This window comes from Paraburkholderia sp. (assembly GCF_034668105.1).
Lineage (GTDB): Bacteria > Pseudomonadota > Gammaproteobacteria > Burkholderiales > Burkholderiaceae > Paraburkholderia.
In genome coordinates this window covers 1-6591 of the sequence record NZ_JAXDPY010000648.1, presented here as the reverse complement: position 1 = coordinate 6591, position 6591 = coordinate 1, and the positions used below count along the sequence as shown (strand labels likewise).

The following is a 6591-nucleotide window of genomic DNA, read 5'->3' as shown; positions in this document are numbered from 1 at the left end:
CGCAACATAAATACGATGACTTACAATCACCCAGATCATTCCAAATTGGAATTCTGGAGCCCGAGATCGTGGAACTACGCGCGCTGCGGTATTTCGTCGAAGTGGTCCGACAACAAAGCTTCACCGTCGCCGCCGAGCAGATGTTCGTCACGCAGCCGACCATCAGCAAGATGGTCAAGTCGCTGGAAGACGAAATCGGTTCGCCGCTGCTGTTGCGCGACGGACGTCGGATGGTGCTCACCGACGCCGGCCGGATCGTCTACCAGCGCGGCCAGGACGTGCTGGCGGCGCACGCGCAATTGCAGGCCGAACTGAACGATCTCGACAAGCTCGGCCGTGGCGAGCTGACCATCGGCATTCCGCCAATGGGCGGCTCGCTTTTCACGCCGGCCATTGCCGCCTTTCGCCAGCGTTACCCGAAAATCGAACTGAAGCTGTTCGAGCAGGGGTCGCGCGCGATCGAAACCGCGCTGATCCACGGCGAGCTGGAGCTGGGCGGCGTGCTGCAGCCGGTCGATCCGGCAAATATCGAAGTGCTGCCGATGACGCGGCAATTGCTGTGGCTCGTCGCCCGAACCGGTTCGCGCTGGGACGATCTGCACGAAGTGCCGCTCGCCGAGCTCGCCGGCGAGCCGTTCGTGTTTTACGGCGAAAGCCTCGCGCTCAACGATGTCGTGCTGAATGCGTGCCGCACCGCCGGGTTTGCGCCGACCATCGTCGGGCGCAGCGGGCACTGGGATTTCATGGCGGCGCTGGTGCTGGCCGGCGTCGGCATCGCGCTGTTGCCCGCGCCGTATTGCCGCCGGCTCGACGCGGCGCAGTTCACCTGCCGCCCGGTGGTAGAACCGGAGATTCCGTGGGAAATGGCGATTGGCTGGCGCCGTAACGGCTATCTGTCGCACGCGGCGCGCGCCTGGCTGGAAGTGGCCCGAGAGACGCTCCCGGGTCAGGCCGGCGACGATTTCATGGTGGGGCCGGGTATCGCCGGTATCACCGGCATCACGACGCCGGTTCAGACACCGCCGCCGCAGACGCCACAACAAACACCACCGACCAAATGACAACATGCCGCCCGGCGCAAACCGGGTGACATGTTGTTTTGAGGCTAGCGCTCAATGGCGCTATGACTATTGCGCGACAAACTCGATGCGACGGTTCGCAAAGCGGCCGCTCGCCGTGTCGTTGCTCGCCACCGGCTGCGCGTCGCCGTACCCTTGCGCGACCAGCGAAGCCGCCGGCACGCCCGTCTTCACGAGATACGCGCGCACCGCTTCAGCGCGCTTCTTCGACAGTTGCAGATTGGCTCGTGCGCCGCCGACATTGTCCGAATAGCCGGCCACTTCGAGCCTGGCCAGCTTGCCGTTGCGCGCACATGCGTTCAGCACTTGCGCCGACTGGTTCAGGTCTTCGATCGCCGAGGCCGGCACGCGGGCGCTGGCGCTCGTGAAGTTGATCACCTGCAGGTTCAGCACCTTGACCACGTCCGCTGCCGCGCACGAGCCGTCCGGCGTGAGCAGGCCCTTGATCGCGCCGCGGAAGGTCTCCGTTGCGCTTGCAACCGCCTGTTCGACGTTGAACGAACCGATCTGATACGACGCGCCGAACAGCGACTTCAGCTTGTCGAGCCAGCCGAGCCTGGCATTCGCCGCACTGCCGCTCAATTCGATGTGCGCGCCGTCCACTTTCACTTCCGCACCCGGGAGTGCCATCAGCGGCAGCAGGCCGTCCAGATGAGCGAGCCAGTCGGCCGCCTTGGTGTCCTGATCGACCGTGACGTTCGCGACGAACCGGTCTGCGCCGAAGCGCCGGGTCAGCGCGTCGATCAATTGAGTCTTTTCGGCTTCGCTGCCGACGGTTGCCGTGAGCGTGGGCTTGCCACCGGCGTCGACCGTGAAGCTCAGCACGCTGTCTTTGGTCGGCGCGGGCGCGGCTGCGGGTTGCTCCGCTTCGCTGGCGGCGCTCGCCGCAGCGGCGCCGGCGGCAGGCGCGGAAGCCGCCACGTCGCTGGCCGCGGGCGTTGCCGGCGCGGCGGCCGAAGCCGCAACCGGTGCGGACGCCGGTTGCGCAGTCACCGCGGGTTCCGCGCTACTGCGTTCCGCCGATTGCTCGCTCTGGCAACCGCGCAGGAACAGGAAAGCCAGCACGGCGGCGATCGCCGCGAGCAGCCACCACAGCCACGTGCGCGGACGGCGCTCTTCGCGCACCACCGCGTCGGCAGGCACACGGATACTCGACAGGGCTTCGGCTACCGGCTTCGCGGCCGGCGTCGGATGGTCGATGTGCGCCGAGACCGCTTTCAACTGCGACAGAATATTGCCGGTGAACGCGCCGAGTCCGCTCAGACCCAGGCCGGTCATCAACCGGTCGTTCAGGTGCGGTGCCACGGCCGGCAGCTGATGGCCCAGCAGTGTCGGCAACTGGCCGACGTTGCCCTGACCTTCGAGAAAATACCGTTTCAACAGGCCCAGCAGCGTTGCGCCGAGGATACCCGTCATGGCGTGCGTGGCATGGGCCGGCACGCCGGTTTGCGTCGCGACTTCGTCGCTGAGCGTATCGACGCGGCGATCGAGCGCACGCTCGAGCAACTGCCGCCCGACGCCTTCCAACTGGCTCACGCCCGTGGTGGTGCCGAGCAGTTGCGGCAACTGCTCGGCGATGTGCCCGTTCACCTCAGGCGAGAGGATCGTGGCGAACAGCGAGCGCGCGCCGTCGAGCGTCGCGCCCTTCTGCATCAGGCCGGCGAGCAGCGCCGGGCCGGTGGTTGCCAGCACCTTCCGGGTCGCGTCCGGCGGCAGCCCGAAGCGGGCCGCCAGCTGTCGCACGACGCTGTCCGTCAACGCGGACTGAACCAGCTGAATCACATTGATACTCATCGCTTCGCTTCCTTGATTTCCCGAACGCGTCACCTGACGCGCTCTTTTTCGCGGCGCGATTATAGGTTTGGGGAAATCTCATAAACGGAACGGCACAATTTATGACGAATTAACCGATGTTTGCCTAGATATTCTTATATTTGCGGCCAGAATTAGGAAGATTGGTGCACCGCCGTGGTCGGCGTATGGCAAGCGACGGCTGATGGATTTGCATGCGCTCGTACCTGCCGGTGGGCGCATGCGCTCAACGCGCGAAGAGCAACATAAAGCACCGCCCCGACTCGGGCGACGCTCGCCGTCAGACCGGTCGGGCGGTCAAACCGCCACGCCTGCCGTTCCCGCCGACGCGGACGCTATCGCCGGCGCCGTTTGCCCCTCACGCCGGCTCGCCGCGATCAATTCGGCCGCGCGCTCACCGATCATGACCGTCGGCGAATTCGTGTTGCCGCCGATCAAGGTCGGCATCACGGAAGCATCCACAATCCGCAGTCCCGTCACGCCGCGTACCCGCAACTGCGGATCGACTACCGATTGCGCATCGCCGCCCATCCGGCAAGTGGCCACCGGGTGATAGATCGTGTCGGCATGCTCGGCGATGGTCCGGCGCAATTCTGCCTCGCTCTGGCCCGGATGCGTGTACAACTCCTTGCCGCCGTGCAGCGCCAGCGAAGGCGCGTCGAGAATGCGTCGCGCCATCCGCGCACCCTCCACCAGCAGATCGAGATCGCGCGCGTCGCTGAAAAAACGCGGGTCGATCACCGGTGCGGTGCGGGCGTCGGCGCTCGCCAGCGTCACCGTGCCGCGGCTATGCGGCCGCAGCACGCACACGTGCAGCGAATACCCATGGCCCCAGTGCATATGGCGGTTGTGATCGTCGACGAGCGCCGCGCAGAAGTGCAGTTGCAGGTCCGGACGCGCGAGCGTGGGCCGGCTCTTCAGAAAGCCGCCCGCTTCGGCGACATTGCTCGACAGCATGCCCTGCCCATGCCGCATGAAGCTCACGAACTGCGGCAGCATCCGCGCGATGCCGCGAATCGAAAAGCCGGTCGGCTCGATCGACGACACGCGTTTGTTGATCGTGAAGTCGACGTGGTCGATCAGGTTCTGGCCGACCTCGGGCGCATCGTGCAGCACCGCAAGGCCGAGCGACTGCAGATGCGCCGCCGGCCCGATGCCCGAACACATCAGCAGTTGCGGCGAATTGAACGCGCCCGCGGCCAGCACCACCTCGGCGCGCGCCTCGAGCGTTTCGGTACGCCCGCCGCGCACGATTTCGACGCCGCTCGCGCGCTTGCCGTCGAAGCGCACGCGCAGCACTGTGGCATCGGCGATCGTATGCAGATTGGCGCGCTCGCGGTCGTAGATATAGGCGCGCGCGACGCTGCAGCGCTGCCCGTCGCGCTGTGTCACCTGATAGAAGCCGATGCCTTCCTGATCCGCGCCGTTGAAGTCGCTGTTCGGCTTGTAACCGGCTTCGGTCGCGGCCTGCACGAAGCGCTTCGAAAACGGATTGCGATAGCGCAGATCGGACACCGTCAGCGGCCCGTCGGCGCCGTGCCATGCATCGGCGCCACGCTCGTTGCCTTCGGCGCGGCGGAAGTACGGCAGCACCTCGTCCCACGACCAGCCTTCGCAGCCAAGCTGCGCCCATTCGTCGTAATCGAGTGGATGGCCACGCGTGTAGATCATTGCGTTGATCGCGCTCGAGCCGCCGAAGCCCCGTCCGCGCGGCTGATAGCCCTGGCGTCCGGCGAGCCCCGGCTGGGGCGTGGTCAGATAACCGTAGTTGGTCTTGAGTTTGTGCGGCACGACGGCCGCCACGCCGACCGGCATGTTCACGAACAGATTGCGGTCCGTATGCGGACCGGCTTCGATCAGGGCGATCGTGGCGTCGGGGCAGCTATCCGCCAGACGGCTCGCGAGCGAGCAACCGCCCGAGCCCGCGCCGACGATAATGTAGTCGTATTGCATCCGCTCCTCCTGATGGGATCGCGTTGCTCGCGAACCCTGTCTAGTGCACACTTGTCTACGTCTGTTTTATCGGCATTGTAGGGAGCGTTGGCGGGCCACGGCGGGTTCATGTCAGAGCGATCCCTCTAAACGAAAGCGTCCCTGCGACCCTATGATGAAAGACGCGCATCCGCCCGCCGGGCGGCTTCGCAAGGCATTCAAACGCGGCGCTCCGCGCGCCGTCCTGTGAGCGTGCGGCATGACACGCAGCGATAAAACAACACGCCGTTGCTCAGCGAGCGGCGCGCATCCGGTGAACGGAGACAGCAGATGAAAGTGCACAGCTTCGGCCACACTCACGACGTGACCAATCAGGCGCCGCCGCTCGCGGACTACAACCTGTTTTCGAGCGACGTGGCGTTGTGCGCCGCCCTCGAACGCGAAGGGGCCGCGTGGCATCGCGAGGCGCTGCAGCGGCACGGCGCGGCGCTCACCGCGCCCGAAACGCTCGCGCTGGCCGAACTGGCGAATCGCCATACCCCCGAACTTTTCACGCACAGCGCGCGTGGTGAACGCATCGACGCGCTGGAGTTTCATCCTTCGTGGCATACGCTGCTGTCGCTGTTACGCCGAGAAGGCCTGCACGCGTTGCCGTTTTCGGATCCGCAGCGCGGCGCCATGGTCGCGCGTTGCGCCGGCTACTTCCTGCACGCGCAACTCGAATCCGGTTCCCTCTGTCCGCTAACGATGACCTTCGCCAGCATCCCGGTGTTGCAACGCGAACCCGCGTTGTTCGACACCCTGCGCGACAAGCTCTATACCCGCGAACACGATCCACGCGACCTGCCGCTCGCGCAAAAAACCTCAGCCATGATCGGTATGGGCATGACCGAGAAACAAGGCGGCTCGGACGTGCGCAGCAACCAGACCCGCGCTTACGCCACACGTGGCAACGGCCGCGGCGCGGAATATCGCCTCGTCGGCCACAAATGGTTTTTTTCCGCGCCGCAATGCGACGCGCATCTGGTGCTTGCCCGTACCGACGATCACGAAGGCCTCTCATGCTTCTTCGTCCCGCGTTTCGCGCCGGATGGCAGCAAGAACGCCGTGCAGATCCAGCGTCTGAAAGACAAGCTCGGCAATCGCTCGAATGCCAGCAGCGAGGTCGAGTTCCTCGACGCGTTCGGCATCATGATCGGCGACGAAGGCCGCGGCGTGCCCACCATCATCGAAATGGCGAACCACACGCGGCTCGACTGCGTGATCGGCAGCGCGGCCTTGATGCGCGCGGCGCTGGTGCAGGCGATTCACCATGCGCGGCACCGCAGCGCCTTCGGCCGGCAGCTCGCCGATCAGCCGCTGATGCGCAATGTGCTCGCCGACCTGGCGTTGGAATCGGAAGCCGCGACCGTCCTGTTCATGCGGCTCGCCCGCGCTTTCGAAGCGTCGGCGGATGCGTCGTCGTCCGCGCCGGCAGAACGCGCATGGCGCCGGATCGTCACCCCGGCGGCGAAGTACTGGGTCTGCAAGCGCACGCTCGAATTCACCGGCGAGGCAATGGAAGTATGGGGCGGCAACGGTTATGTCGAGACGGGCCCCATGGCGCGCTTCTATCGTGAAGCGCCCGTGAATTCGATCTGGGAAGGCTCGGGCAATGTGATGTGTCTCGACGTGTTGCGCGCGATGGAGCGCGAGCCCGAAGCGGCGCAGGCCTTGTTCGCCGCGTGGCAAGCGGACGCGCAAGGGCATCCGGCGTTGAGCGCCGCGC

General features: G+C 65.7%; 4 protein-coding genes. 2 read left to right on the top strand and 2 right to left on the bottom strand.

The features are described 5' to 3' along the window. The first annotated feature begins 68 nt into the window (after positions 1-68). Positions 69-1061, top strand: coding sequence for a LysR family transcriptional regulator (locus QOC89_RS28655; protein ID WP_323048121.1), 993 nt, complete (start codon positions 69-71; stop codon positions 1059-1061). Between the two features lie 66 nt (positions 1062-1127). On the opposite strand, the gene QOC89_RS28650 is transcribed toward QOC89_RS28655, so the two are convergent. Then, positions 1128-2873 (bottom strand): OmpA family protein, encoded by a 1746-nt coding sequence (locus QOC89_RS28650; protein ID WP_323048120.1) that lies wholly within the window; start codon positions 2871-2873, stop codon positions 1128-1130. Positions 2874-3188: 315 nt separating this feature from the next. Then, positions 3189-4844 carry a GMC family oxidoreductase gene (locus tag QOC89_RS28645; protein ID WP_323048119.1) on the bottom strand — a complete coding sequence of 552 codons (1656 nt, stop codon included), beginning with the start codon at positions 4842-4844 and terminating at the stop codon, positions 3189-3191. A 309-nt stretch (positions 4845-5153) separates the two neighbouring features. Here QOC89_RS28645 and QOC89_RS28640 point away from each other — a divergent pair. Continuing rightward, positions 5154-6591: isovaleryl-CoA dehydrogenase (locus QOC89_RS28640; RefSeq protein ID WP_323048118.1), on the top strand; the 1438-nt coding region annotated here is incomplete at its 3' end.

Bases quoted from the DNA above. Each gene is read 5' to 3' on its own strand.
- QOC89_RS28650 (WP_323048120.1), bottom strand. From the start codon at position 2,873: ATGAGTATCAATGTGATTCAGCTGGTTCAGTCCGCGTTGACGGACAGC.
- QOC89_RS28645 (WP_323048119.1), bottom strand. From the start codon at position 4,844: ATGCAATACGACTACATTATCGTCGGCGCGGGCTCGGGCGGTTGCTCG.